We start from the raw sequence: 24,293 nt of genomic DNA, 5'->3' as shown, positions 1-24,293 counted from the left end.
TACGCGGAAGGGCCCGCACGACATCGGTCGTGCGGGCCCTTCGCGGTGCGTACGGCGCTGTGCGTCAGCCGTTGCGCTTCCAGCGCGGCTTGTCGTCACGGCGGCCGAAGGAGGAGCCGGTGCCGCCGGTGCCGCGGTGGTCGTCACGACGGCCGTAGGGGCGCTCGTGGCCGCCGGAGCGGAAGCCCGGACGGTCGTCGCGGCGGTCGCGGTTGAACGGGCGGTCGCTGCCCCGGTGGCCGCCGCGGTCGTCCCGGCGGAAGCCACCGCGGTCGTCACGGCGCTCGAAGGAACGGCCACCGCGGTCGTCACGACGGTCGTCGCGGCGGAAGCCACCACGGTCGTCACGACGCTCGAAGGAACGGCCACCACGGTCGTCACGACGGTCGTCACGGCGGTCATCGCGGCGCTCGAAGCCACGCGCACCACCACGGTCGTCACGGCGATCACGGTCGAACGGACGACGGTCGTCGCGGCGCTCGAAGGAACGGCCACCACGGTCGTCTCGGCGGTCGTCACGGCGGTCGTCGCGGCGGAAGCCACCACGGTCGTCACGACGCTCGAAGGAACGGCCACCACGGTCGTCACGACGGTCGTCACGGCGGTCATCGCGGCGCTCGAAGCCACGCGCACCACCACGGTCGTCACGGCGCTCCCGGCGCTCGTACGGCGCCGAAGCCGCCGGACGCTCCTCGCGCTCGGCCTGCTGCGCGACGGGCTCCTCGGCCACCGCGAGCTCCTCGGCGGCGGACGCCTGCGCCTCGGCCACCGCGGTCTCCGGGTCCTCACCGCGCTCGCGGGCGACACGGGCCACCAGGCGGTCGGCCTCCTCACGCAGCTCGGCGGCGCGGCGCTGGGCGCGCTCCAGCTGCTTGGTCAGCTGGACGACCTCGCGCTCGGCCTGCTGCGCGGCGTTGCCCGCGGACTCGGCCTGCACCTCGGTCATGGACCGGGCGCCGGTGATCTCGGCGACCTCCGGCTCGAAGGCGGCGCCGCCCTGGATGATGTGCCGGCCCGCGTCGACGCCGGCGTCCTCCATCAGACGGAAGATCTGGCGCCGCTGGTGCGGCAGCGACAGGGAGACGACGGTGCCGGTACGGCCCGCACGCGCGGTACGGCCCGCACGGTGCAGGTAGTCCTTGTGGTCGCCGGCCGGGTCCACGTTCAGGACCAGGTCGATGCCGTCGACGTGGATGCCGCGGGCGGCGACGTCGGTGGCGACCAGGACGTTGACGTAGCCGTCCTTGAAGTCGGCCAGGGTGCGGGTGCGCGCGCCCTGGGTCATGCCGCCGTGCAGCGCGTCGGCCTTCACACCCGCGTCACGCAGCTGCTCGGCGACGCGGTCGGCGCCCAGCTGGGTGCGGACGAAGATGATCGTGCGGCCCTTGCGGGAGGCGATCGCGGCGGTGACCGGCGCCTTGTCCTTGGGCTTCACGATGAGGATGTGGTGGGACATGGTCGTCACCGCGCCCTGGGCCGCGTCCACCTCGTGGGAGACGGGGTTCTTCAGGTAGCGGTCGACGAGGGTCTGGATCTCGTTCTCCATGGTGGCGGAGAACAGCATGCGCTGACCGCCCGCCGGGACCTGGTCGAGCAGCTCGGTGACCTCGGGCAGGAAGCCCAGGTCGGACATCTGGTCGGCCTCGTCGAGGACGGTGATCTGGACGTCCTCCAGCGAGCAGGCGCCGCGGTTGATGATGTCGCGCAGCCGGCCCGGCGTGGCGACGAGGATGTCGACGCCGCGCTCCAGGGCGTAGATCTGGTTGCCCATGGAGGTGCCGCCGCAGACGACCTTCATCTTCAGGCCGACGACGTCGCCGTACGGCTGGAGGGCGTCCGCGACCTGCATGGCCAGCTCGCGGGTCGGGGTGAGGATGACCGCGCGGGGGCGCTTCTTCTCGGTGCGGCCGCCGGCCAGCTGCGCCAGCGTCGGCAGACCGAAGGAGAGGGTCTTGCCGGAGCCGGTGCGGCCACGGCCGAGGATGTCCTTGCCGAGCAGGGCGTCCGGGATGGTCGCGGCCTGGATCGGGAAGGGGGACGTCACGCCGTTCTGCGCGAGCTTGCGCACGACGCCCTCGGGGAGCCCGAGGTCGGCGAAGGTGATCTGGGGGGTCTGGGGGGCCTCGGGGGCCTGGGTCTCAGTGGCCTCGGTCGTCTCGTCCACGAGTTCGTTCTCGTTCTCGTTTTCGGGCACGACGATCTGGTCAAAACTGGACACGGACATGCGAATGCGAAACCTTCCGGAGTCTCGTCGGCACGCGCCCGTCAACTCCGTGATTCGCACACGACCGCCTCAATGCGGTCCGCCACGGCAAGGGAGAGTACGCGCCACACGGCGCGCTCTGTGGTGGCGCCGGGCAAATGGGATCAAACGATCTACCACCATACGCACCCTCCCCCCATGAAGGCAAACCGATGGCCCGCTCGGCAGCGTGTGTCCGGTCACATCGGGACGCCCGCCGCGGGGGCCGGCTCCCGCTGGACCAGTTGGGGGCCGGGGTCCTCGTGCGCCGAGGAGGAGGGCTCGGCCGAGGGGGGCTGGGTGTCGGGCGGCGGGGTGGTCGCCGGCGGCGGGGGCGGGGCGGTGGTGGGTCCGGGGGTCGGCTGGGCCCGCGGCGGGGCCGGCGGGGCGCCGGGGGTCTTGCGGGGCTTCGCGGGGTCCGCGGGGGCGCTGTCCGCGCCGGACGCGCCGGACGGGGACGCCGGGGCGGACTCCCCCGGCTTCCGCTTGCCGCCGTGCCCGTGCTTGCCGTCGCCGCCGGGGGCGATGCGTCCGGGGGCGGCCACGCCGTCCGCAGCGGGCCCGGCGCCCGCCGCTCCGGCTCCGCCGTGCCGCCCCGCGGAGTGGGAGGGCGCGGTCCGGCTCCCGGCATCACCCACGTTCACACAGCCGGCGGCGGTGGAGACGGCCAGTGCCGTGACGACCAGACGTACGGGTACGGGCAAGGGGCGCACGGCGGCCACCTCCGGGGACAGGGAACGGGGTCAACCTGTCCAACTCCCGTCGCCCGCGGGAGGACACGCGCCGCGTACGCATCAAGTCACGCGGCTCGTACGGCCGCTACGGCCGTACCCGCGTCCCGTACGGCCGCGTTGACGCCTCGTCACCCGTAACCGAGGGCGTGCAGCCGGGCGTCGTCGATGCCGAAATGGTGGGCGATCTCGTGCACCACGGTCACCTCGGTCTCCGCCACGACGTCCTCGCGCGTGTCGCACATCCGCAGCGTCGGCCCCCGGTAGACCGTGATCCGGTCGGGAAGCACACCGGCGTACCACTCGCCCCGCTCGGTCAGCGGGGTGCCCTCGTACAGGCCGAGCAGACCGGGGTCGGCGGCGGGCGGCTCGTCCTCGACGAACACCGCCACGTTGTCCATGAGCCGCGTCAGCTCCGGCGGGATCCGGTCGAGCGCCTCGGCCACCAGTTCCTCGAACTCCTCGCGCGTCATCTCCAGCACAGGGCCATTGTCGGGCACGGGAGGGCCGTACGAGAGCGGCTGTGCGACGCGCGCGAGGGCGACCGGGCCCGCGCACGGGGGCCGTCGACCGCTCGCACACAGGGGCCGCCGGCGACATCGTCCTGTCCCGCGACGCCGCACGGGCGATCGGGCCCGCGCACCGGGGGCCGCCGGCTCCCGCACCGGTCCGCCCCCGCCGCCCACCCGGTCCGCGCGCACGGGAGCGGCCGGTCGCCCCGCACGAGGCGGCCGATCACCACGCGCCGGACGACCGCCACCCGCCGGCCGGACGGCCCCGCCCACGAGACGGCGAACCCCTCCGCAGCCTCCGAGCCTGGCCGACTTCCCCACGGCGCCCCGCGCGCGAGCCGGCCAACCCGCATATCCGCCCCCGCACATGGGCATACGGGACCAATGGTCCGCGTCCCCGCCGCCGTCCTGAACCGCATGCCGAACCGCGTCGCAGCCCTCTTCCGCCGCCCCCCGGCCCCCCGCCCCCGGCCGCTCCCCGAGCTGGAGCTGGCCGCCCGTCCCCGGCCCTGGCCCGGCGCGCTGGGACTCACCCTGGTCGTGCTCGTCGGCGCCTGGCTGGGGCTGCTGGTCGTCGGCAACGTACGGACGCCGGTCGGGCCGATGAACACCACGATGGCGCTGCGCCCCTCGCTGACCGGCGGCACGAAGATCAATGTGTCCCCGCTGGGCGCGCTCACCCTGGACAGCCATGTCGCGCCGGTCCGCCTGGACGTCAACGTCGATCAGCTGGACCCGCTGCGCTCCCAGGAACTGGTCGACCACCCGGAACGGATCTCCGGCCTCCAGGACGAGGTGGTGCACGACGTGGAGCACGGCACGTTCGACCTCGCCGTGCGCTCCTGCGTCGCCGTGGTCACCGGCGCGGGCGTCCTCGGGTTCGCCGTCTACCGGCGCCCGCGCCGGGCCCTCACGGCCGCCGGGCTGGCCCTCGCGCTGCTGGCCGCCTCGGGCGCCTCCGCGTACGCGACCTGGAACCCCAAGTCCGTGCTGGAGCCGAGGTTCTCGGGGCTGCTCTCCTCCGCGCCCTCGGTGATCGGCAACGCGCGCAGCATCGTCACCGACTTCAACGTCTACCAGGAGGAGCTGGCCCGCCTGGTGACGAACGTGACCAAGCTGTACGACGTCACGTCCACGCTCCCGGCCTACCAGCCGGACCCCTCCACCATCCGGGTCCTGCACGTGTCGGACATCCATCTGAACCCGGCGAGCTGGAAGATCATCGCCTCGCTGGTCAAGCAGTACAAGGTGAACGTGATCGTGGACTCCGGCGACACGATGGACCACGGCACGGCGGCGGAGAACGGCTTTCTGGGCCCGATCGCCGGGCTGGGCGTGCCGTACGTCTGGGTGCGGGGAAACCACGACTCCAAGGTCACCCAGCGCCATCTGGAGCACATGAAGAACGTCCATGTGCTGGACGACGGGCACGCGCAGACGGTCGGCGGACTGCGTTTCGCGGGCATCGGCGATCCGCAGTTCACCCCGGACCGCGCGGTGGTGCCCGGCGGTGACGCCGCCGAGCGGCTGGCCGGCGACCGGCTGGACAGCGCGCTGCGCTCCCAGCGGGCCGCGGGCACCCCGGTGGACGTGGCGATCGCGCACGAGCCGGTGGCGGCGCGGGAGACGGACGGGGAGGTGCCGCTGGTGCTGTGCGGGCATCTGCACCACGAGGGGGACGAGAAGCTTCCGTACGGGACGCGGCTGCGGATGGAGGGCTCGACCGGGGGCAGCGGGCTGCGGGCGGTGGAGGGGAAGTACCCGGCGCCGATCGAGGCGTCGGTGCTCTATTTCGACCGCGACAGCCATCGGCTCCAGGCCTGGGACGCGATCCGGCTGGGCGGCCTCGGACTGACGACGGCCGAGGTCAGCCGCCATCTGGCGGACGACAACCGGCCCGGCGCGGCACCCGTCTCGACCGCCCCCGCGCCCACCGGGAAGGCGCCCGCCCCCGGCCGCCCGTAAACCGTTTTGGCGATCCCCCTCGCCATCCCATATGCTTCTCACGTCCCCGACGCGCTGAGAAGCGCCCAGGCGGGCCGATAGCCCTCATCGTCTAGCGGCCTAGGACGCCGCCCTTTCAAGGCGGTAGCACGGGTTCGAATCCCGTTGGGGGCACGCAGAACCGTGTGCGACACTGTTGCACACAAACAGCTTGGTCCTGTGGAGCAGTTTGGAGTGCTCGCCACCCTGTCAAGGTGGAGGCCGCGGGTTCAAATCCCGTCAGGACCGCTGAGGTTTCACGTGAAACCTCGTGGCTGGGTAGCTCAGTTGGTACGAGCGATCGCCTGAAAAGCGATAGGTCGCCGGTTCGACCCCGGCCCCAGCCACCACCCGAAGGCCCCGTTCGACGAACGGGGCCTTCGTCGTCGTACGACAGCGTCGCACTCCAGCCAGGTCGGGGGGACCATGAGCGGCACCGAGATCGAGCTCGAAAAGAAGAAGGCGAAGTACGGCATGCTGGCGGTGATAGCCAGCAATGTCGCGATCGCCGCCGTGGCGGCCGTCGGGGTCTGGCGGCTGAACGGCGACACCTCGGTGGTCGTCGGCATCCTCACCGCCGCCTTCACCGCGGTCAGCGGCATGACCACCGCCTACCTGGGCATCAAGGCGGTGTCCAACACCGCCCGGTCCATGACCCTGGCCGCCGGCCCGGTCCAGCAGCCGGCCCCCGCGCCGGCTCCCGCGGTCCCCGCACCCCCCGTGGGCACCGACGCGATCCCCGCCCCCGCGGCGCCCACCTCCAGCTCCTAGGCCGGTTCCTAGGTCCCGACCTCCTTGGCCGGGCCCGTCGAGCGGCCGCCCGGGTGGCGGTGGCGCCAGATCAGGAAGACCGCGCAGGCGAGCAGGGACCAGCCGGCCAGTACCAGGAACGGGAAGGCGTGCTGGTCGCCCCGGAAGTAGACCGCGGTGTGCTGGGCGTTCACCGAGGCGCCGGGCGGCAGCCAGCGGCCGATCGCGCCCAGCGCGGACGGCAGCAGCGGCCAGGAGACGGCGCCGCCGGACGAGGGGTTGCCGAGCAGCACCATCAGGCCCCAGGTCGGCAGCATGGCCCAGCGCCCGAACAGGGTGTTGAACATCGTGAAGACCATGCCGGACGTGAACATCGTCAGGGCGAGGATCAGCCAGGACTCCATGAACGGCAGCCGCAGCGCGCCCAGCCACCAGTCGACCACCGCGCCGATCGTGAACCCGCCGAGCAGGGCGTAGCCGACGGTGAAGGCAATGCGCTCCAGCGGGTTCAGCGCCTTCGCGTGCACGCTGAGCTGGATCGCGCCGATGAAGCCGATCACCACGGCGGCGAGGGAGACGTAGAAGATCGCCAGTCCGCGCGGGTCGCCCTGCTGGAGCGGCTTGAGGTCGTGCACCACCACGGGCGTCCCGGTGGCCCGGCTCACGCTCGCCGCGGCCTGGCCGAGGAGCTGGGCGACGGTCGCCCCGGAGGCCGCGGACACGTCCAGCCTGACCGGCCCGGCGCCCGCGGGTGCGTCGACCACCGCGAAGACGCGCTGCCGGTCCACGGCGCGTACGGCCGCGGCCCGGTCCGGGTACGGGTGCAGCTTCAGTGAGGCCGACAGGGCGCGCTCCATGCCCGCGAGGAAGGTGCGCGCCGGTGGTTTGCCGTAGGCGCCGGTGACCGCGGCGGGGATGCTGTGCGGGGTGGGGTTCGCCATGGCGTAGGTGTAGGAGCCCGCGAAGAGGCCGGCCGCGGCGGAGATGAGGAGGAGCAGGACGGTGGCGGGGAGGAAGGGGGACCGCTTGAACGTCGTCCAGTGCGAATCGGGCGTACGCGAATCGGACATAGGGGAACTCTGGCATCTCGGCGCGACGGGTGCCTGTTGATCGCCGGGCGCGGGTCGCCGGTGGTTGCTCGCGCCCACGCGGCGGGGCTGCATATCGGCACAGTCCCGCGCCCCTTCGGGCGCGAGGCCGTCGACCGGCGGCAAATCGGTCGACTCCGTTTCGGCCGAGGTGAGATCCTGGATCGCGTATGTCTACGCATCCAGCCCCCGCCCTCGGCTCCCTCGCCGCCCGTCTGACCGAGTTGTCGCTGCGTGACGCGCACCGGCTCGGGCGGCGGCTCGAGGGCGCGCGCAAGATCCGCAAGCCCGAGGCCCGTGACGCCGTGCTCGCCGAGATCGAGGGCGAGCTCGACAAGGCAGCGGGCCGGATGGCCGAGCGGCGCCTGCGCGTGCCGGCCGTCACCTATCCCGAACAGCTGCCGGTCAGCCAGAAGAAGGACGAGATCGCGGCGGCCATCCGCGATCACCAGGTCGTCATCGTCGCCGGTGAGACCGGTTCCGGGAAGACGACGCAGATCCCCAAGATCTGCCTGGAGCTGGGCCGTGGCGTGCGCGGCATGATCGGGCACACCCAGCCCCGCCGGATCGCCGCCCGTACCGTCGCCGAGCGCGTCGCCGAGGAGCTGCGCACCCCGCTCGGCGAGGCCGTCGGCTGGAAGGTGCGCTTCACCGACCAGGTGAACCCGGACGCCACCTTCGTCAAGCTGATGACGGACGGCATCCTGCTCGCCGAGATCCAGACCGACCGCGAGCTGCGCGCCTACGACACGATCATCATCGACGAGGCCCACGAGCGGTCCCTCAACATCGACTTCCTGCTGGGCTACCTCGCCCAGCTGCTGCCCAAGCGGCCCGACCTCAAGGTCGTCATCACCTCGGCGACCATCGACCCCGAGCGCTTCTCACGGCACTTCGGGAACGCCCCGATCATCGAGGTCAGCGGGCGGACGTACCCCGTGGAGGTGCGCTACCGGCCCCTCCTCGAAGCGGACTCCGAGGACGCCGACCGGGACCAGATCACCGCGATCTGCGACGCGGTCGAGGAGCTCCAGGCCGAGGGCAAGGGCGACATCCTCGTCTTCCTCTCCGGCGAGCGGGAGATCCGCGACACGGCGGACGCGCTGGAGAAGAAGAAATACAGATTCACCGAGGTCCTGCCGCTGTACGCCCGGCTGTCCCACGCCGAGCAGCACCGGGTCTTCCAGCCGCACACCGGCCGCCGGATCGTGCTGGCCACGAACGTCGCCGAGACCTCGCTGACCGTTCCGGGCATCAAGTACGTCATCGACCCCGGCTTCGCCCGGATCAGCCGCTACAGCCACCGCACCAAGGTCCAGCGGCTGCCCATCGAACCGGTCTCCCAGGCCAGCGCCAACCAGCGCAAGGGCCGCTGCGGCCGTACCTCCGACGGCATCTGCATCCGGCTGTACAGCGAGGACGACTTCCTCGCCCGGCCGGAGTTCACCGACGCGGAGATCCTGCGCACCAACCTGGCCTCCGTCATCCTCCAGATGACCGCGGCCGGCCTCGGCGACATCGAGAAGTTCCCCTTCATCGATCCCCCGGACCACCGCAACATCCGCGACGGCGTCCAGCTGCTCCAGGAGCTGGGCGCGCTGAACCCCGCCGAGAAGGACCCGCGCAAGCGGCTCACCGACACCGGCCGCAAGCTGGCCCAGCTGCCCGTGGACCCGCGCCTGGCGCGCATGGTGCTGGAGGCCGACAAGAACGGCTGCGCCCGCGAGGTCATGGTCATCGCCGCCGCCCTGTCCATCCAGGACCCGCGCGAACGCCCCGCCGACAAGCAGGCGCAGGCCGACCAGCAGCACGCCCGCTTCAAGGACGAGACCAGCGACTTCCTCGCCTACCTCAACCTGTGGCGGTACATCCGCGAGCAGCAGAAGGAGCGCGGCTCCAGCTCGTTCCGGCGGATGTGCAAGCAGGAGTACCTGAACTTCCTGCGCATCCGCGAATGGCAGGACATCTACACCCAGCTGCGGACCGTGGCCAAGCAGATGGGCATCCACCTCGCCGAGGAGGACTCGCCTGCCGACCGCGTGCACGTCTCCCTGCTGGCCGGGCTGCTCTCCCACGTCGGGATGAAGGACGTACGCGAGGGCAACAAGAACGAGTACCTGGGCGCCCGCAACGCCAAGTTCGCGATCTTCCCCGGCTCGGCGCTGTTCAGGAAGCAGCCCAAGTTCGTGATGTCGGCCGAGCTGGTGGAGACCAGCCGGCTGTGGGCGCGGGTCAACGCGAAGATCGAGCCCGAATGGGTCGAGCCGCTCGCCGGGCACCTGCTGAAGCGCACGTACAGCGAGCCGCACTGGGAGAAGGACCAGGCGGCCGTGATGGCGTACGAGAAGGTCACGCTGTACGGCGTGCCGATCGTCGCCCAGCGCAAGGTGAACTACGGCCGGATCGACCCCGAGGTCTCCCGCGAGCTGTTCATCCGCAACGCGCTGGTGGAGGGCGACTGGCGCACCCACCACAAGTTCTACGCCGACAACCGCAAGCTCCTCAGCGAGGTCGAGGAGCTGGAACACCGGGCGCGGCGCCGGGACATCGTGGTGGATGACGAGACGCTGTACGACTTCTACGACCAGCGGATCCCCGAACACGTCGTCTCCGGCGCGCACTTCGACTCCTGGTGGAAGCGCAAGCGGCATGAACAGCCGGACTTCCTGGACTTCGCGCGGGAGATGCTGATCCGCGAGTCCGCGGAGGCGGTCACCAAGGCCGACTACCCGGACATCTGGCGGCAGGGCGCCCTGAAGTTCCGGGTCACCTACCAGTTCGAGCCGGGCGCGGACGCGGACGGTGTGACCGTGCACATCCCGCTCCAGGTCCTCAACCAGGTCACGGACGAGGGCTTCGACTGGCAGATCCCCGGCTTGCGGGAAGAGGTCGTCACGGAGCTGATCCGGTCCCTGCCCAAGCCGATCCGGCGCCATTACGTGCCCGCGCCGAACTACGCCAAGGCCTTCCTGGAGCGGGCGGTCCCGCTCCAGGAGCCGCTGACCGTGACGATGGCGCGCGAGCTCAAGCGGATGGTCGGGGTGCCGTTCGAGGCGGAGGACTTCGACTGGTCCAAGGTGCCCGAGCATCTCCGGATCACGTTCCGGATCGTCGACGAACGGCGCCGGAAGCTGGCCGAGGACAAGGACCTCCAGGCGCTGAAGCTGCGGCTGAAACCGAAGGCGCGCAAGGCCCTCTCCCAGGCCGCGGCGGCGACCGCGTCCCGCGAGGGCGGGCCCGCGCTGGAACGCGAGGGGCTGACCGACTGGACGATCGGCACGCTGAGCCGGGTCTTCGAGACACGCCGGGCCGGGCAGCCGGTGAAGGCGTACCCGGCGCTGGTGGACGACGGCGACACGGTCTCCGTACGACTCTTCGACACCGAGGCCGAACAGGCGGAGGCCATGTGGAAGGGCACCCGGCGGCTGATCCTGCGCAACATCCCGGTGAACCCGGCCAAGTTCGCGTCCGAGAAGCTCAGCAACCAGCAGAAGCTCGGGCTGTCCGCGAACCCGCACGGCTCCGTCCAGGCCCTGTTCGACGACTGCGCGATGGCCGCGGCGGACAAGCTGATCGGCGACTTCGGCGGCCCCGCGTGGGACGAGGAGTCGTACCGGAAGCTGTACGACAAGGTGCGAGCCGAGATCGTGGACACCACGGTGCGCACGGTCGGGCAGGTGCAGCAGGTGCTGGCCGCGTGGGGGGCCTGTGAGCGGCGTCTGAAGGCCGTCCGCAGCCCGGCGCTGCTCGCGAACCTCACGGACGTCCGCAAGCAGCTGGACGCGCTGGTGAAGCCGGGGTTCGTCACATGGGCGGGGATACGGCGGCTGCCGGATCTGATGCGGTACCTGGTGGCGGCGGACCGGCGGCTCCAGCAGATGCCGACGAACGTGCAGCGGGACACCACGCGCATGGAGAAGGTCCACGAGATGCAGGACGAGTACGCCTGGCTGCTGGAGCAGCTGCCCGAGGGGCGGCCGGTTCCGCAGCAGGTCCTGGACATCCGCTGGATGCTGGAGGAGCTGCGGGTCAGCTATTTCGCGCACGCGCTGGGCACGGCGTACCCCGTCTCGGACAAGCGGATCACCAAGGCGATCGACGCGCTCGCGCCGTAACCGGCCGCTCACAAGGGGTGAGTTCGACCAGGCGGCCTCACCTCCTGTACAGTCTCATCTCGCAGCACAACGCACCAGGCAAAGCGCCGCGAAACCTGGTCCTGTGGAGCAGTTTGGAGTGCTCGCCACCCTGTCAAGGTGGAGGCCGCGGGTTCAAATCCCGTCAGGACCGCAGTAACAGTAAGGCCCGCATCCCTTGAGGACTGCGGGCCTTACTTCATGCCCCATCTCGCCACCCGTCAAGACGGGGGCCGCGCCCGCGGCGAAGCCGCGATCGGCCGGGGCAGAACCCGTCAGGACCGCAGCAGCGGCAAGACCCATGTTCGCGGAGGATCGCGGGCCCTACTCGTGTCTCCTTGAGGCGAAGGCCGCCCGGCCCCGTCGCGGCCGCGCCGCCTCAACGGCCCCTGAGGGCAACGACAGTCGGCAAACCCCGCAGAAGCCCGTCCGAGCCCGCACGTCCGCTTCTGGGCGCTTCCGGGGGGTCCTGGTGGCGCGCGGCCTTGACGGGGTCCGTCGGGGTCGGTGCCCAAGGAGCAAGGCCCCTGCGGTCGGCGACGAGCGCCGGCCCCGCGGAGCGGACCGAGGACCAGCGAGCCCGGTCCCGTACGGCGTGACCGGCGCACGCCCTCAACTCCCGTTCGCACAGCGGACACTGGAACCGGTGCTTCCATTAGCTCACCGGCGCCCGAGGCAACAAGTGGCCCGGCATGTGACGGGTGTCACCGCATAAGTTTTCAGGAGAGCGGAACTTACACCCGTCCTACAACGGGTCAATTTAATATGTGCAATTGCACCCCATACCGAAGTGCGCCCCGAGCACCCGCCCTGACCCCCACCCCACCCCCGACCAGCGCACAAAACAGATCGCGCTGGACCCGGCGGAGTCCAGCGCGATCGACGACGCACCCTGTGTCGCTTGCCTACAACGTTCTCTTCGGCTCGGGCGTGAGGCCTGTTGGGGCAGGTCCCGCGTCGTTTGAAGCTAGGGTTTCGGGCGCCTCGGCAGGTTGGGGGGCCCGCCGTTTCGCCCTGTATTCAGTTGTTCCGCTGCTCGGTCAGGCCTCGCTGCGCTGCTGCGGGATGCCCGCGAGCAGGGCGCGGACCTCGGCCTCGCGGTAGCGGCGGTGCCCGCCGAGCGTGCGGATCGACGTGAGCTTGCCGGCCTTCGCCCACCGCGTGACCGTCTTGGGGTCGACGCGGAACATGGTGGCGACCTCAGCCGGGGTCAGCAGCGGCTCGGCATCAGGGGTGCGAGCGGTCATGAGCGGCCTCCTCGGGAGAACCGAACCTTCTCGGTTCTTTCCTCTAAATTCTGCACCTTGACCCGCGTTGCCCGAAATGGCGGACGCGAGTCGAGTCGGTTATAGGACGAACGGCTTGTCCTCGGCACTACAACTACACCATCTGTCCAGCCCGGTCGGCCAAACCGACGGAATTGCCCTCCCAGGTGTTCATCAGCGACGGAAGCCGATGGACCATGCCATAGCGGACAGTCACGCCACCGTGACGATCAGTCACAGGGCGATCAGGAGGCACCAGACCCCCCAAAGCTTGCAATGCGAAGATTCCGCCCATAGTGCACCACACTTGGGCGGAAGGAACCCTCCCCGGACTCCTTGTCCTATTTTGGCATGAGGAGGGGGAAGAGGCGCAAGGGCCCCGTACGTGCAGTCCATCACCTTTCGGGCATCCTTGACGCAAACGTCCGGATCGTGGCCGATGCCCCGTCAGGTGAGGGAAGCGCGCTTGACCGTACGCCGTTGAGCACCGTCTCAGCTGTGGCGCGGATCACGTTCCGGCGGATTCTGTTTGAACGTCAGTTCGCCGAACGCCGGTCCCGCACCGGGCGCCACCGCTCCACCAGCCGCGCGTACGCCTCCGCGGCCGCCTCCTCGTCGCCCTGGCGCAGCGCCTCGATGCCCTCGGCCACGTCCGCCGCCGAGTGGTCGTCCGCCAGCTCGTCGGCCGGCAGCACATGCACCAGACCGCCGTAGTCCAGTTCCACCAGCGAACGCGGATGGAACTCCTCCAGCCAGCGGCCGATGTATAGCAGGCCGTCGATCAGCGGCCCTTCCGCCACGGTCTCCTTCAGCGTGCGCAGCGCCCTGGCCACCCGACGCCGGGCCTGCACCATCGGCGTGCGGTAGCGCAGCGCCGGAGGCTCCTCGGCGCTCCCCTTGTCGTACTGCCGCTCCTCGTCCGCGACCAGCACGAACCAGTTCACCGGCACCTGCCAGGTCGCCGTGCGGATCCACGGGCGGGCGTCCGGGTTGCGGCCCAGCCAGCGCTCGTAGTCCAGGGCCGCCTGCCGGCGCACCACCGGCGGCAGCACGGCGTCCAGCACCGGCGGCGGCAGCTCGTCGCCGAGCTCCTCCAGCGCCTGCCAGCCGCGCAGCCGGGTCCGCCAGGGGCATACGCAGACCACCCCCTCGACCTCCAGCACGAAGGCGTCGCCGCTCTCGTGCACCGGCACCGCGATGGGCGGGGTCGGCACCAAGTCGGCCAGGGAGCGGCGCAGTTCGTCCTGGTACGAGGGCCGGTCCGGGCGGCGGGCGTAGCGCGCCCAGTGGTCGCGCTCCGGCTGCGGGAAGGCGCCCAGCGGCTCGTACACGCGCAGGTAGGCGGCATAGGGGACGACCACGGAGGACACCTTCGGCACGCCTGCTCCCTCCCCATCGGGACCGGCTGGAAACACTGCAAATCGTGCCACGGCCCGCGGGGCGCGGTGAGCCCGTGCGAGTGATCCTGAACACTGCGCGGACGGCGGCCGGACGCAGGCTCTACGCTCATGCCACCAGCCCCCGCCACCCGTACGGGAGCTGACCCCACTCGCCGCTAGTACACAGGAGTCACCACAGTGACCGACGTAACCGGCGCGCCTGCTGATGTCCTGCACACCCTGTTCCACTCGGAGCAGGGCGGTCATGAGCAGGTCGTGCTCTGCCAGGACCGCGCCAGTGGCCTCAAGGCCGTGATCGCGCTCCACTCCACCGCTCTGGGCCCCGCCCTCGGCGGTACCCGCTTCTACCCGTACGCCACCGAGGCCGAGGCCGTCGCCGACGCGCTCAACCTCGCGCGCGGGATGTCGTACAAGAACGCCATGGCCGGTCTGGACCACGGCGGCGGCAAGGCCGTGATCATCGGCGACCCGGAGCGCGACAAGACCGAGGAACTCCTCCTCGCCTACGGCCGGATGGTCGCCTCCCTCGGCGGGCGCTACGTCACCGCCTGCGACGTCGGCACCTATGTGGCCGACATGGACGTGGTGGCCCGCGAGTGCCGCTGGACCACCGGCCGCTCCCCGGAGAACGGCGGCGCCGGCGACTCCTCGGTGCTGACCTCCTTCGGCGTCTACCAGGGCATGCGCGCCTGCGCCCAGCACCTGTGGGGCGACCCCTCGCTGCGCGACCGCACGGTCGGCGTGGCCGGGGTCGGCAAGGTCGGCCACCACCTGGTGCGCCATCTGCTGGACGAGGGCGCCAAGGTCGTCGTCACCGATGTCCGTCCGGACGCCGTCCAGCGGATCCTCGACCAGTACGAGGGGGTGACGGCGGTCGCCGACACCGACGCGCTGATCCGCGTCGAGGGCCTGGACATCTACGCGCCCTGTGCGCTCGGCGGCGCCCTGAACGACGAGACCGTGCCGGTGCTCAGCGCCAAGGTGGTGTGCGGCGCGGCCAACAACCAGCTCGCCCATCCGGGCGTGGAGAAGGACCTCGCCGACCGCGGGATCCTCTACGCGCCGGACTACGTGGTGAACGCGGGCGGGGTCATCCAGGTGGCCGACGAGCTGCACGGCTTCGACTTCGAGCGGTGCAAAACGAAGGCGGCGAGGATCTTCGACACCACGCTGGCCATATTCGCACGTGCGAAGGAAGACGGGATTCCGCCGGCCGCGGCGGCCGACCGGATCGCCGAGCAGCGGATGGCCGAGGCACGCGCGGGCCACACCGGGCGCTGAGCGCCATGCGGAGCACCCCATGGAGCACCACATGGAGCACTGCGGTGAGCACCGCACGCAGGGCCTCACGCGCATGATTTCGCACACATGAGCGGTACCCGCCGGGGGCGAGTTAGAGAGAACTCTCACTTCCCTCGGCGGGTCGTTCCCCGATAAGTGGTTAAAATCGCCACTGACCAGCGAGGACGGGGCACCTCGAAGGTTCTGTGCACACGCGCGTGCTGCGGGCGACGTACCGTATGGGCGCGGGCTCAGGTACCGTGGAAGCCCTACGGACCGGCCTCTCCATGGAGAGTCCGATCCAGATCATGAACGCGTGTCAGACTCTGGGGCCGTCGAGCCCCGTCACCGAGGGGGTCGAGCCATGGGGCGCGGCCGGGCCAAGGCCAAGCAGACAAAGGTCGCCCGCCAGCTGAAGTACAACAGCGGTGGGACTGACCTGTCACGTCTGGCCAGTGAACTGGGCGCATCAACTTCGAGCCAGCCGCCGAACGGCGAGCCGTTCGAGGACGATGACGATGACGAGGACGACCTTTACTCCCGTTACGCCGACCTCTATGAGGACGACGAGGACGAGGACGAGGGCCCTTCACAACATCGTCGCGGCGCTTGACCTTGTACTGAGCACAAGCCCGGTCGGTGGCACAGCCACCGACCGGCTTCTGTGCTACCCGCGAGCGGTTCCCGCGGGCACCACACCGTAGGCGTCAGTTCGCGTAGTCCCCCACCAGCTCCGCGCCGCTCTCCTTGTCGCCGCGCTCGGTGATCTCGCCGGCCACCCAGGCCTCGACGCCCCGGTCGGCCAGCGTCGCGAGGGCCACCTCGGTGGACTCCTCCGGGACGATCGCCATCATGCCGACGCCCATGTTCAGCGTCTTCTCCAGCTCCAGGCGCTCCACGTTCCCGGTCCTGCCGACCAGGTCGAAGATCGCGCCCGGCGTCCAGGTGGTGCGGTCGACCACGGCGTGCAGACCGTCCGGGATCACGCGGGCCAGGTTGGCCGCGAGCCCGCCGCCGGTGATGTGGCTGAAGGCGTGCACATCGGCCGTACGGGTCAGGGCCAGGCAGTCCAGCGAGTAGATCTTGGTGGGCTCCAGCAGCTCCTCGCCGAGGGTGCGGCCCAGCTCGGCCACCTCCGACTCCAGGGCCAGGCCCGCCGTGTTCAGCAGGACGTGGCGCACCAGGGAGTACCCGTTCGAGTGAAGCCCGGAGGCCGCCATGGCGATCACGGTGTCACCCTTGCGGATGCGATCCGGGCCGAGCAGCCGGTCGGCCTCCACGACGCCCGTACCGGCGCCCGCGACGTCGAAATCGTCCTCGCCGAGCAGCCCGGGGTGTTCTGCCGTCTCACCGCCCACCAGGGCGCAGCCGGCCAGCACACAGCCCTCGGCGATGCCCTTGACGATGGCGGCGACCCGCTCGGGGTGGACCTTGCCGACGCAGATGTAGTCGGTCATGAACAGCGGCTCGGCGCCGCACACCACGATGTCGTCCATGACCATGGCGACCAGGTCGTGGCCGATGGTGTCGTAGACGCCCAGGCGGCGGGCGATGTCCACCTTGGTGCCCACGCCGTCGGTGGCGGAGGCGAGCAGGGGGCGCTCGTAGCGCTTGAGGGCGGAGGCGTCGAAGAGTCCGGCGAAGCCGCCGATGCCGCCGAGGACCTCGGGGCGCCGGGTCTTCTTGACCCACTCCTTCATCAGCTCGACGGCGCGGTCGCCCGCCTCGATGTCGACGCCCGCCGCTGCGTAGCTGGCACCAGTTGTCTCAGACATGACTGTGAGAGCTTTCGTGTCGTACTGCGGGGGTGTTACGGGCGACGGATCGCGTCGGCCGCGGCCGTCTCTGCGGGGCCGGCCGCCAGCTCGGTCTCCAGCAGCTGCTTGCCGAGCAGCTCCGGGTCCGGCAGCTCCATCGGGTACTCGCCGTCGAAGCAGGCGCGGCACAGGTTCGGCTTCGCGATGGTGGTCGCGTCGATCATGCCGTCGATGGAGATGTAGGCGAGCGAGTCGGCGCCGAGGCTGGTGCCGATCTCGTCGATCGTCATGCCGTTGGCGATCAGCTCCGCGCGGGTGGCGAAGTCGATGCCGAAGAAGCACGGCCACTTCACCGGCGGCGAGGAGATGCGGATGTGCACCTCGGCGGCGCCCGCCTCGCGCAGCATGCGCACCAGGGCGCGCTGGGTGTTGCCGCGCACGATCGAGTCGTCCACGACCACCAGGCGCTTGCCCTTGATGACTTCCTTGAGCGGGTTGAGCTTCAGCCGGATGCCCAGCTGGCGGATGGTCTGCGAGGGCTGGATGAAGGTGCGCCCCACGTAGGCGTTCTTGACCAGTCCGGCGCCGAACGGGATGCCCGAGGCCTCCGCGTAGCCGATGGCGGCCGGGGTGCCCGACTCCGGGGTCGCTATCACCAGGTCGGCCTCGACCGGGGCCTCCTTGGCGAGCCGGCGGCCCATCTCCACGCGGGAGAGGTACACGTTCCGGCCGGCGATGTCGGTGTCCGGGCGGGCCAGGTACACGTACTCGAAGACACAGCCCTTGGGCTTTGCTTCCGCGAATCGCGAGCTGCGCAGGCCGTTCTCGTCGATGGCGACGAACTCGCCCGGCTCGATCTCGCGGACGAAGCTGGCGCCGCAGATGTCCAGGGCGGCGGACTCGGAGGCGACCACCCAGCCGCGCTCCAGGCGGCCGAGGACCAGCGGGCGGATGCCCTGGGGGTCACGGCCGGCGTAGAGGGTGTGCTCGTCCATGAAGACGAGCGAGAAGGCGCCCCGGACCTTCGGAAGGACCTGCTGCGCGGCCTCCTCGATGGTCAGCGGCTTGCCGTCCTCGTCGACCTGGGCGGCGAGCAGCGCCGTCAGCAGGTCGGTGTCGTTGGTGGCCGCGACCCGGCTGGAGCGGCTGTTGTTCTCGTTCGGGAGTTCGGCGACCATCTCGGCGAGCTGCGCCGTGTTGACCAGGTTGCCGTTGTGGCCGAGCGCGATCGAGCCGTGCGCGGTGGCGCGGAACGTCGGCTGGGCGTTCTCCCAGACGGAGGCACCGGTGGTCGAGTAGCGGGCGTGTCCGACCGCGATATGACCCTGGAGGGAGCCGAGAGAGGTCTCGTCGAAGACCTGGGAGACCAGGCCCATGTCCTTGAAGACGAGGATCTGGGAGCCATTGCTGACCGCGATTCCCGCGGATTCCTGACCCCGGTGCTGGAGGGCGTAGAGCCCGAAGTACGTGAGCTTTGCGACCTCTTCACCCGGAGCCCAGACACCGAAGACGCCACACGCGTCCTGGGGGCCTTTCTCTCCGGGGAGCAGGTCGTGATTGAGTCGACCGTCACCACGTGGCACAGCACCGAGTGTAGGCGAGATCGACCACTGGTCCGAATTGGGGATACGCGGTCGTAACGGCCGACCGGTTTACGGATCATCTTGTCGTTTTCCGCGTCTACGCAGGTCAGCGCGGCGTGTCCGCCGTCACTCCGGATTTTCGCCGGGCGCCCGCGACGCCCTGCGGGGCGGTTTGGCCGGATGCGTGAGTGAGGTGTCGCACATCATTGTGGCGTGCTGCGGGTGAGGTTGACGTGGTCGCCGTGACTGGTGGTGAGCGTGAGTGTGCCGTGGCCGGGCACGCCGGTGAGCGTCCGGTCCCCGAGCAGCCCGCCGAGCAGCCGCTCGAACGCCATCCGGGCGGTGTCGCAGGCCATCTTGGTGGTGCGCAGCCGCCCGAAGGTGACGCGGTCGCCGTGCACGGTGGCCGGGGCGCTGAAGCTGTTGCACCCGAGGTTGCCGGCGGCGGTTCCGTCGTCGCGCAGGAGCAGCCGGGCGGCGGCGGGCGCGGGGTGCGTCGCGCCCCCGGCGGTGACGCTCACGACGCGCCATTCGACGCCGGTCAGGGGTTCGTCCGCGGTCACCGCTCCACTGTGCGCGGGCGCGGCGCCACAGGCCACCGCCAGGGGCAGGAGAAGGGCGAGGACGGCAGTCTTTTTCGTCCGTTTCATACGGATACGACGGCCGGTGGCCCCCACCGGTTCCCCCGGCTCTCCTCGCTCCCTCAGGACATGACCGGCAGCAGCCCCCCGATGTCGGCCCGCTCCCCGCTCGCGCTGACCTTGGCGTCGTCCACCGCCGTCCGCCAGTCCAGCCGCCCGGTGGCGAGCCGTACCCATGTCAGCGGGTCGGTCTCCACCACGTTGGGCGGGGTACCGCGGGTGTGACGGGGCCCCGCCACGCACTGCACCACGGCGAACGGCGGCACGCGCACCTCCGTGGACCCGCCGGGCGCCTTCGCCGCGAGCGCGTCGGCGAGCAGCCGGGTGGTGGCGGCCAGCGCCTGCCGGTCGTACGGCACGTCGAGCCCCGGTACGGCCGCGTTCAGGTCGTCGGTGTGCACGACGAGTTCGACGGCTCGGGTGACCAGGTAGTCGTCCAGGGACAGGACGCCGGCGTTGGTCGTCAGCAGCCGGCTGCCGGGGTGCTCGGCGAGCAGACCGCGCAGGGACGCGTCGACGTCCGCGAGATAGGCGTCGAGGTCGGGATGTTCGGCGGCGAGGTTCCGGGTGAACGCGTCGATGGCGGCGGAGTTGGCGGCGGTGGCGAACGGCCAGTCCAGCAGCACGGCGTCCGCCCTGGCCGGCTCGGGCAGCGCGAGCGCCCGGTGCACGGCCGTCAGCGCCATCCCGATGTGCACGACCAACTCCCGCACGCGCCACCCGTCGAGCCGGGTGGCCGCCGCCAACTGCTCGCCGGTGAGCTTGTGTACGGCGTCCCGCACCGCACCGAACTGACCGAGGACCGCGGCACGGGTCCGGACGGGATCGTAGGTACGGGCGCGCTTCTTGGCCTGGGGCATGGCGGGAGCTTATGCGCACTCACCCGTGTGGGTGAGCACCGGCGGAATCCACGCCGCGCGGCCGGGGACGGGCAACACTGGCTTCCGCCTGGAAGGGGGCGCGGCATGACGAGCAGGGGCGAGGGCACGGCTCAGATGTCGGTGAAGGAGTTCGAGACGACACCATCGTGACCTGGCTTGCACGGCGCTGTATGCAGGCGAGGCCCGATGCGCTGCTCGTACCGGAAGGCCACTTCGCGGGGCACGGTGAGTGGGCCGGACCTGAGGGCGTGCTCATGGTCGTCGAGGTCACCTCGTACGACTCCGACACCGACCGGCGGGGCCGGCACGAGAAGCCGACTGCGTACGGGCAGTCAGGAATCCCGCTGTATCTCTTGATCGGCCGGGATGCCCGCACCGTGACCGTGCACAGCAACCCTGACCGGCAGATCGGTGGCTACCGCGACGTCCACACCGCGAAGTTCGGGGAGAAGGTGCTCGTCCCCGGCCCGATGGACATCGAGCTGGACACGGAGATCCTCAGGAACTACGTCCGCTGAACCGTCACGAAGGCCCCGCCCGGAAGCAGGTTCCGGGCGGGGCCTTCGTGGTTACGCCAGCAGCGAGGGGATCGTGCCCTCGTGGGCCTCGCGCAGGTCGGCCAGGGGGAGGGTGAACTCGCCCTGGACGTCCACCGCGTCGCCGTCCACGACGCCGATGCGGGTGGCCGGCAGGCCGCGCGCGCCGCACATGTCGGTGAAGCGCAGCTCCTCCGAGCGGGGCACGGCCACCAGCGCGCGGCCGGCCGACTCGGAGAAGAGGAAGGTGAACGCGTCGAGGCCGTCGGGGACGATGAGGCGCGCGCCCTTCCGGCCCAGCAGCGCCGACTCGACCACGGCCTGGATCAGACCGCCGTCCGACAGGTCGTGCGCGGAGTCGATCATGCCGTCGCGGGAGGCGGAGATCAGGATCTCGCCCAGCAGCCGCTCCCGCTCCAGGTCGACCACCGGGGGCATGCCGCCCAGGTGGTCGTGGATCACCTGGGACCAGGCCGAGCCGCCGAACTCCTCGCGGGTGTCGCCGAGGAGGTAGAGCAGCTGGCCCTCCTCCTGGAAGGCGACCGGGGTGCGGCGGGCGACGTCGTCGATCACGCCGAGCACCGCGACGACCGGCGTCGGGTGGATCGCCGCCTCGCCCGTCTGGTTGTAGAGCGAGACATTGCCGCCGGTCACCGGGGTGCCGAGCTGCCGGCAACCGTCCGCGAGGCCGCGTACCGCCTCCGCGAACTGCCACATCACCGCCGGGTCCTCGGGCGAGCCGAAGTTCAGGCAGTCGGAGACGGCGAGGGGCTTGGCGCCCGTCGTGGCCACGTTCCGGTACGCCTCGGCCAGGGCCAGCTGGGCGCCGGTGTACGGGTCCAGCTTGGCGTAACGGCCGTTGCCGTCCGTCGCGATGGCGACACCGAGGCCGGTCGACTCGTCGATGCGGATCATGCCCGAGTCCTCGGGCTGCGCCAGCACCGTGTTGCCCTGCACGAAGTGGTCGTACTGCTGCGTGATCCACTTCTTGGACGCCTGGTTCGGGGACGCCACCAGCTTCAGGACCTGCTCGCGCAGCTCCTCCGGAGTCGCCGGGCGGGGCAGCTTGCCCGCGTCGTCCGCCTGGAGCTCGTCCTGCCAGGAGGGGCGCGCGTACGGGCGCTCGTAGACCGGGCCGTCGTGCGCGACCGTGCGCGGGTCGACGTCCACGATCTTCTCGCCGTGCCAGAAGATCTCCAGCCGGTCGCCGTCGGTCACCTCGCCGATGACCGTGGCGATGACGTCCCACTTCTCGCAGATCTCCAGGAAGCGCCCGACCTTCGCCGGCTCCACGACCGCGCACATGCGTTCCTGCGACTCGCTCATGAGGATTTCCTCGGGCGAGAGAGTCGAGTCGCGCAGCGGGACGTCGTCCAGGGTCACCCGCATGCCGCCGGAGCCGTTGGACGCCAGCTCGCTGGTGGCGCAGGAGAGTCCGGCCGCGCCCAGGTCCTGGATGCCGACGACCAGCCTCTCCCGGAACGCCTCCAGGGTGCACTCGATGAGGAGCTTCTCCTGGAAGGGGTCGCCGACCTGCACCGCGGGGCGCTTGGAGGGCTTGGCGTCGTCGAAGGTCTCGGACGCGAGGATCGAGGCGCCGCCGATGCCGTCGCCGCCGGTCCGGGCGCCGTACAGGATGACCTGGTTGCCCGCGCCGGAGGCCTTGGCGAGGTGGATGTCCTCGTGCCGCATCACACCGATGGCACCGGCGTTGACCAGCGGGTTGCCTTGGTAGCAGGCGTCGAAGACGACCTCGCCGCCGATGTTGGGCAGGCCCAGGCAGTTGCCGTAGCCGCCGATGCCCGCGACCACGCCCGGCAGGACGCGCTTGGTGTCGGGGTGGTCGGCCGCGCCGAAGCGCAGCGGGTCGACCACCGCGACCGGGCGGGCGCCCATCGCGATGATGTCGCGGACGATGCCGCCGACGCCGGTGGCCGCGCCCTGGTAGGGCTCCACGTACGAGGGGTGGTTGTGCGACTCGACCTTGAAGGTGACCGCGTAGCCCTGGCCGACGTCCACCACGCCGGCGTTCTCGCCGATGCCCACGAGCAGCGCGTCCGACTCGGGCGCCTTCTCGCCGAACTGGCGCAGATGGACCTTGGAGGACTTGTACGAGCAGTGCTCGGACCACATGACCGAGTACATGGCGAGTTCCGCGCCGGTCGGGCGGCGGCCGAGGATCTCCACCACCCGCTCGTACTCGTCCTTCTTCAGGCCGAGTTCGGCCCAGGGCAGCTCGACGTCGGGGGTCGCGGCCGCGTGCTCGACCGTGTCCAGAGGAGTCCGGCTCATGCGTTGACCAGCTTCTTGAGGATCGAGGTGAAGAAGGGGAGGCCGTCGGTACGGCCCGAACCGATCAGCGGCTCGACGGCGTGCTCGGGGTGCGGCATCAGGCCGACGACATTGCCCGCCTCGTTGGTGACGCCGGCGATGTCGTTGAGCGAGCCGTTCGGGTTGACGTCCAGGTAGCGGAAGACGACGCGGCCCTCCGCCTCCAGCTTGTCGAGCGTGTACGGGTCGGCGACGTACCGGCCGTCCATGTTCTTCAGCGGGATGTGGATCTCCTGGCCCCGGCGGTAGTCGCCGGTCCAAGCGGTCTCCGCGTTCTCCACCCGCAGCTTCTGGTCGCGGCAGATGAAGTGGAGGTGGTCGTTGCCCAGCATCGCGCCCGGCAGCAGGTGGGCCTCGGTGAGGACCTGGAAGCCGTTGCAGATGCCGAGGACCGGGAGGCCGGCCTTCGCCTGCTCGATGACCGTGTCCATGACCGGCGAGAAACGGGAGATGGCACCGGCGCGCAGATAGTCGCCGTAGGAGAAACCGCCGGGCAGGACCACGGCGTCGACCTGCTTGAGGTCCTTGTCCTTGTGCCACAGGGCGACCGGTTCGGCGCCCGCGAGACGGATCGCGCGCTGGGTGTCCCGGTCGTCCAGGCTCCCCGGGAAAGTGACGACGCCAATACGAGCGGTCACTTCGCCGCCTCCGCGACTTCCGCGCCCTCTTCCACCTTGACGGTGAAGTCCTCGATCACGGTGTTGGCGAGGAAGGATTCCGCGAGATCGCGGATGCGGGCGAGCGCGGCCTCGTCGACCGGGCCGTCAACTTCCAGTTCGAAACGCTTTCCCTGACGGACGTCCGAGATCCCTTCGAATCCCAGGCGCGGCAGCGCACGCTGGACCGCCTGGCCCTGGGGGTCGAGGATCTCCGGCTTGAGCATGACGTCGACTACGACGCGTGCCACTGGCACTCCCGATGTGTGGTGCTGAGCAGGTTCCTTCAGACTACCCGCACAAAATTTCTACGCGGGTAGAGTTGGAGGAAACTACGTGAGGCGCATCACGATCGGGTGTCGGAGACCGGCAGCCGTGAAAAGTTCTGGGAAAGTTCGACGGGCCGTCCGCAACCGCTATTGCCTTCGGACACGCGGACGGATTTAGTCGGGCTTCACTTTGCATTGCCGGGCACTGTACAAATGAATTGGCAATAGCCGATACTCGGCACGTCAACGCCGGT

General features: G+C 70.6%; 19 protein-coding genes and 4 tRNA genes. 10 read left to right on the top strand and 13 right to left on the bottom strand.

The features are described 5' to 3' along the window. Positions 1-64 precede the first annotated feature (64 nt). From ACE4Q9_RS17725 to ACE4Q9_RS17715, 3 genes are all read right to left on the bottom strand, one after another. Positions 65-2,224, bottom strand: a complete 2,160-nt coding sequence (locus ACE4Q9_RS17725; RefSeq protein WP_397985191.1) for a DEAD/DEAH box helicase — start codon at positions 2,222-2,224, stop codon at positions 65-67. Between the two features lie 218 nt (positions 2,225-2,442). Then, positions 2,443-2,955 (bottom strand): hypothetical protein, encoded by a 513-nt coding sequence (locus ACE4Q9_RS17720; RefSeq protein ID WP_397985190.1) that lies wholly within the window; start codon positions 2,953-2,955, stop codon positions 2,443-2,445. A gap of 149 nt (positions 2,956-3,104) precedes the next feature. Next, positions 3,105-3,455: a metallopeptidase family protein gene (locus ACE4Q9_RS17715; RefSeq protein ID WP_397985189.1), complete on the bottom strand. Its 351-nt coding sequence runs from the start codon at positions 3,453-3,455 to the stop codon at positions 3,105-3,107. Positions 3,456-3,869: 414 nt separating this feature from the next. Here ACE4Q9_RS17715 and ACE4Q9_RS17710 point away from each other — a divergent pair, with 414 nt between their 5' ends. The 5 genes from ACE4Q9_RS17710 to ACE4Q9_RS17690 all read left to right on the top strand — a co-directional run bounded on the left by ACE4Q9_RS17710 (position 3,870) and on the right by ACE4Q9_RS17690 (position 6,239). Then, positions 3,870-5,450: a metallophosphoesterase gene (locus ACE4Q9_RS17710; protein ID WP_397985188.1), complete on the top strand. Its 1,581-nt coding sequence runs from the start codon at positions 3,870-3,872 to the stop codon at positions 5,448-5,450. 80 nt (positions 5,451-5,530) lie between these two features. Further along, positions 5,531-5,603 (top strand) — tRNA-Glu (locus ACE4Q9_RS17705). 39 nt (positions 5,604-5,642) lie between these two features. Next, positions 5,643-5,717, top strand: a tRNA-Asp gene (locus tag ACE4Q9_RS17700). Positions 5,718-5,741: 24 nt separating this feature from the next. Further along, a tRNA-Phe gene (locus ACE4Q9_RS17695) sits at positions 5,742-5,818 on the top strand. A gap of 76 nt (positions 5,819-5,894) precedes the next feature. After that, positions 5,895-6,239, top strand: a complete 345-nt coding sequence (locus tag ACE4Q9_RS17690) for a hypothetical protein (RefSeq protein ID WP_397985187.1) — start codon at positions 5,895-5,897, stop codon at positions 6,237-6,239. Between the two features lie 8 nt (positions 6,240-6,247). On the opposite strand, the gene ACE4Q9_RS17685 is transcribed toward ACE4Q9_RS17690, so the two are convergent. Then, on the bottom strand, positions 6,248-7,288 hold the full coding sequence (locus ACE4Q9_RS17685; RefSeq protein ID WP_397985186.1) for an ABC transporter permease: 1,041 nt from the start codon (positions 7,286-7,288) through the stop codon (positions 6,248-6,250). 188 nt (positions 7,289-7,476) lie between these two features. Between ACE4Q9_RS17685 and hrpA the strand changes: the two genes are divergently transcribed. Both hrpA and ACE4Q9_RS17675 read left to right on the top strand, forming a co-directional pair. After that, entirely contained in the window at positions 7,477-11,421 is a 3,945-nt protein-coding gene (gene hrpA / locus ACE4Q9_RS17680) for an ATP-dependent RNA helicase HrpA (RefSeq protein ID WP_397985185.1), read from the top strand. Positions 11,422-11,518: 97 nt separating this feature from the next. After that, positions 11,519-11,593 (top strand) — tRNA-Asp (locus ACE4Q9_RS17675). A gap of 886 nt (positions 11,594-12,479) precedes the next feature. Here ACE4Q9_RS17675 and bldC read toward each other — a convergent pair. After that, positions 12,480-12,686 (bottom strand): developmental transcriptional regulator BldC, encoded by a 207-nt coding sequence (gene bldC / locus ACE4Q9_RS17670; RefSeq protein ID WP_003949541.1) that lies wholly within the window; start codon positions 12,684-12,686, stop codon positions 12,480-12,482. Positions 12,687-13,240: 554 nt separating this feature from the next. Next, positions 13,241-14,083, bottom strand: a complete 843-nt coding sequence (locus ACE4Q9_RS17665) for a hypothetical protein (protein ID WP_397985184.1) — start codon at positions 14,081-14,083, stop codon at positions 13,241-13,243. Positions 14,084-14,281: 198 nt separating this feature from the next. Between ACE4Q9_RS17665 and ACE4Q9_RS17660 the strand changes: the two genes are divergently transcribed. Together ACE4Q9_RS17660 and ACE4Q9_RS17655 are read left to right on the top strand one after the other, a co-directional pair. After that, positions 14,282-15,385 (top strand): Leu/Phe/Val dehydrogenase, encoded by a 1,104-nt coding sequence (locus ACE4Q9_RS17660; RefSeq protein WP_397985183.1) that lies wholly within the window; start codon positions 14,282-14,284, stop codon positions 15,383-15,385. Between the two features lie 364 nt (positions 15,386-15,749). Beyond that, positions 15,750-15,998, top strand: a complete 249-nt coding sequence (locus ACE4Q9_RS17655) for a DUF3073 domain-containing protein (protein WP_397985182.1) — start codon at positions 15,750-15,752, stop codon at positions 15,996-15,998. Between the two features lie 94 nt (positions 15,999-16,092). Here ACE4Q9_RS17655 and purM read toward each other — a convergent pair whose 3' ends face one another. The 4 genes from purM to ACE4Q9_RS17635 form a co-directional block, all read right to left on the bottom strand. After that, positions 16,093-17,160 carry a phosphoribosylformylglycinamidine cyclo-ligase gene (gene purM / locus ACE4Q9_RS17650; protein WP_397985181.1) on the bottom strand — a complete coding sequence of 356 codons (1,068 nt, stop codon included), beginning with the start codon at positions 17,158-17,160 and terminating at the stop codon, positions 16,093-16,095. Between the two features lie 35 nt (positions 17,161-17,195). Beyond that, positions 17,196-18,725, bottom strand: coding sequence for an amidophosphoribosyltransferase (purF, locus tag ACE4Q9_RS17645; RefSeq protein ID WP_397985180.1), 1,530 nt, complete (start codon positions 18,723-18,725; stop codon positions 17,196-17,198). A 203-nt stretch (positions 18,726-18,928) separates the two neighbouring features. Then, a complete protein-coding gene (locus tag ACE4Q9_RS17640; RefSeq protein WP_397985179.1) occupies positions 18,929-19,288 on the bottom strand; it encodes an META domain-containing protein in 360 nt (119 codons plus the stop codon). 140 nt (positions 19,289-19,428) lie between these two features. Next, the gene (locus ACE4Q9_RS17635; protein WP_397985178.1) at positions 19,429-20,226 is read right to left on the bottom strand and encodes a sterol carrier family protein; all 798 of its coding nucleotides are present in this window, start codon (positions 20,224-20,226) and stop codon (positions 19,429-19,431) included. 77 nt (positions 20,227-20,303) lie between these two features. Here ACE4Q9_RS17635 and ACE4Q9_RS17630 point away from each other — a divergent pair, with 77 nt between their 5' ends. Next, positions 20,304-20,765: a Uma2 family endonuclease gene (locus ACE4Q9_RS17630; RefSeq protein ID WP_397987252.1), complete on the top strand. Its 462-nt coding sequence runs from the start codon at positions 20,304-20,306 to the stop codon at positions 20,763-20,765. Between the two features lie 51 nt (positions 20,766-20,816). Here ACE4Q9_RS17630 and purL read toward each other — a convergent pair whose 3' ends face one another. Genes purL through purS form a run of 3 tightly spaced genes read right to left on the bottom strand, consistent with a single transcriptional unit; the run spans position 20,817 to position 24,021 of the window. Next, entirely contained in the window at positions 20,817-23,075 is a 2,259-nt protein-coding gene (purL, locus tag ACE4Q9_RS17625; protein ID WP_397985177.1) for a phosphoribosylformylglycinamidine synthase subunit PurL, read from the bottom strand. After that, positions 23,072-23,752, bottom strand: coding sequence for a phosphoribosylformylglycinamidine synthase subunit PurQ (gene purQ / locus ACE4Q9_RS17620; protein WP_397985176.1), 681 nt, complete (start codon positions 23,750-23,752; stop codon positions 23,072-23,074). The genes purL and purQ overlap by 4 nt, the downstream gene beginning before the upstream one ends. Then, positions 23,749-24,021, bottom strand: a complete 273-nt coding sequence (gene purS / locus ACE4Q9_RS17615; RefSeq protein ID WP_037650676.1) for a phosphoribosylformylglycinamidine synthase subunit PurS — start codon at positions 24,019-24,021, stop codon at positions 23,749-23,751. The genes purQ and purS overlap by 4 nt, the downstream gene beginning before the upstream one ends. Between the last annotated feature and the right edge of the window lie 272 nt (positions 24,022-24,293).

Origin of the sequence: Streptomyces sp. AM6-12 (assembly GCF_044327085.1) — a bacterium.
GTDB lineage: Bacteria > Actinomycetota > Actinomycetes > Streptomycetales > Streptomycetaceae > Streptomyces.
This window is presented reverse-complemented; position numbering and strand designations above follow the sequence as displayed.